Annotated in this window: 1 tRNA gene and 2 rRNA genes (1 of these 3 running past the window's edge); all 3 read left to right on the forward strand. The window is 53.1% G+C overall.

Going from position 1 to position 3093, the window contains the following annotated elements:
* Positions 1 to 2553 (forward strand): 23S ribosomal RNA (locus ACP7AP_RS23875); it begins 318 nt to the left of the window's first position.
* A gap of 249 nt (positions 2554 to 2802) precedes the next feature.
* A 5S ribosomal RNA gene (rrf, locus tag ACP7AP_RS23880) occupies positions 2803 to 2917 on the forward strand.
* Between the two features lie 99 nt (positions 2918 to 3016).
* Positions 3017 to 3093: transfer RNA gene (locus tag ACP7AP_RS23885), tRNA-Met, on the forward strand.

Genomic DNA, 3093 nt, shown 5'->3' on the forward strand with positions numbered 1-3093 from the left:
GAGCGAACGCGGACCAGCCGAGCCTTGAAGAGTGAGCAGAATGCACTGGAAAGTGCAGCCATAGTGGGTGACAGCCCCGTATGCGAAGCTTTAGAGGACATATTAAGTAGGGCGGGACACGTGAAATCCTGTCTGAAGATCGGGGGACCACCCCCGAAGGCTAAGTACTCCTTACTGACCGATAGCGAACCAGTACCGTGAGGGAAAGGTGAAAAGCACCCCGACGAGGGGAGTGAAACAGTACCTGAAACCGAACGCCTACAAGCAGTCGGAGGGACCATGAGTCCTGACGGCGTACCTTTTGTATAATGGGTCAACGACTTAGTCTCACAAGCAAGCTTAAGCCGCTAGGTGTAGGCGCAGGGAAACCGAGTCTTAAAAGGGCGAATGAGTTTGTGGGATTAGACCCGAAACCAGGTGATCTAGCCATGAGCAGGATGAAGGTTGGGTAACACCAACTGGAGGTCCGAACCGACACCCGTTGAAAAGGGTCCGGATGACTTGTGGCTAGGGGTGAAAGGCTAATCAAACCTGGAGATAGCTGGTTCTCCGCGAAAGCTATTTAGGTAGCGCCTCGGACGAATACCATTGGGGGTAGAGCACTGCATGGGTGATGGGGGCCCACAGCCTTACTGAGCCTAAGCAAACTCCGAATACCGATGAGTACTATCCGGGAGACACACATCGGGTGCTAACGTCCGGTGTGAAGAGGGAAACAACCCTGACCTGCAGCTAAGGCCCCTAATTCGTGGTTAAGTGGGAAAGCATGTGGGACGGCCAAAACAACCAGGATGTTGGCTTAGAAGCAGCCATCATTTAAAGATAGCGTAACAGCTCACTGGTCTAGATAAGCTGTCCTGCGGCGAAGATGTAACGGGGCTCAAACCACGAGCCGAAGCTCAGGATGCATAGCAATATGCGTGGTAGCGGAGCGTTCTGTGATATAGGACGCTGTGTATTTATATTCGGCTATAGTCGAATATAGCATACACAATGTGCTTTCTGTGAAGCCGGGCTGTAAGGCATCCGGTGGAGAGATCAGAAGCGAGAATGTTGACATGAGTAGCGATAAAGAGGGTGAGAGACCCTCTCGCCGTAAGTCCAAGGGTTCCTGCTTAAAGCTAATCTGAGCAGGGTAAGCCGGCCCCTAAGGCGAGGCCGAAAGGCGTAGTCGATGGGAACCACGTTAATATTCGTGGGCCATGAGGAAGTGACGGATCTCAAAGATTGTCTGCCCTTATCGGATTGGGTGGGCCGTTCAGAGGTTCCAGGAAATAGCCCTCAATCAGACCGTACCCTAAACCGACACAGGTGGACTGGTAGAGTATACCAAGGCGCTTGAGAGAACCACATTTAAGGAACTCGGCAAAATGCCTCCGTAAGTTCGCGAGAAGGAGGCCCTATTCTTAGGCAACTAGGGGTAGGGGGCACAAACTAGGGGGTGGCGACTGTTTACTTAAAACACAGGGCTGTGCGAAGCCGTAAGGCGACGTATACAGTCTGACGCCTGCCCGGTGCTGGAAGATTAAGAGGAGGGGTGCAAGCTCTGAATTGAAGTCCCAGTAAACGGCGGCCGTAACTATAACGGTCCTAAGGTAGCGAAATTCCTTGTCGGGTAAGTTCCGACCTGCACGAATGGCGTAACGATCTCCCCGCTGTCTCAAATGTGGACTCAGCGAAATTGAACTGTGTGTCAAGATGCACACTACCCGCGGTTAGACGGAAAGACCCCATGCACCTTTACTCCAGCTTTGCACTGGTATCAGGATTGTGATGTGCAGGATAGGTGGTAGGCATCGAAGCGGGGACGCTAGTCTTCGTGGAGCCTCCCTTGAGATACCACCCTTCGCCATCTTGATATCTAACCGCGGCCCGTTATCCGGGTCCGGGACCCTGCATGGTGGGGAGTTTGACTGGGGCGGTCGCCTCCCAAATTGTAACGGAGGCGCGCGAAGGTAGGCTCAGACCGGTCGGAAATCGGTCGTTGAGTGCAATGGCATAAGCCTGCCTGACTGCAAGACTGACAAGTCGAGCAGAGACGAAAGTCGGTCATAGTGATCCGGTGGTCCCAAGTGGGAGGGCCATCGCTCAACGGATAAAAGGTACGCTGGGGATAACAGGCTGATGATGCCCAAGAGTCCATATCGACGGCATCGTTTGGCACCTCGATGTCGGCTCATCTCATCCTGGGGCTGGAGCAGGTCCCAAGGGTATGGCTGTTCGCCATTTAAAGAGGTACGTGAGCTGGGTTTAGAACGTCGTGAGACAGTTCGGTCCCTATCTGCCGTGGGTGTAGGAGACTTGAGAAGAGTTGCCCCTAGTACGAGAGGACCGGGGTGAACGGACCACTGGTGGACCAGTTATCGTGCCAACGGTAGTGCTGGGTAGCTATGTTCGGACAGGATAACCGCTGAAGGCATCTAAGCGGGAAGCCCCCTTCAAAACAAGGTCTCCCTTGAGAGCCGTGGAAGACCACCACGTCGATAGGCCAGAGGTGTAAGAGCAGTAATGCTTTCAGCTGACTGGTACTAATTGCTCGATAGGCTTGATTTGATCCAGTAACAGCAAGGTTAGTGATAACCAAAGCTCTGGGTCGTAATGTCAAAGAAATGACATGTCAAAAGCGCACATACGCTACATAATGTAGCCTAGATTTGGAACAATCTGATGATCTGAAACCCTGCATAAGCTGGACAGATCACCATACTGATGTTTGCTGTACTCTAACGATGCCATCGGGGTCCCGGATCAAGTCCGGGACTGCGCTGCGGATCGCAGATCCGCAGCTTGTTTCTTTTTTGGTTTGGTGGACATAGCACGAGCAAAACACCCGATCCCATCCCGAACTCGGCCGTTAAGTGCCGTCGCGCCAATGGTACTGCGTCTTAAGACGTGGGAGAGTAGGTCACCGCCAAACCTAACAAGAAACAACCTCTCAGTACGATAGAAATACATCAGCTCAACTCAAGCTGAGACCACGTTCCAACGTTCCCACACCAACAACCGGAACGACCGTCGCGGGGTGGAGCAGCCCGGTAGCTCGTCAGGCTCATAACCTGAAGGTCACAGGTTCAAATCCTGTCCCCGCAACCA

Source organism: Cypionkella sp. TWP1-2-1b2, assembly GCF_049896245.1.
Lineage (GTDB): Bacteria > Pseudomonadota > Alphaproteobacteria > Rhodobacterales > Rhodobacteraceae > Cypionkella.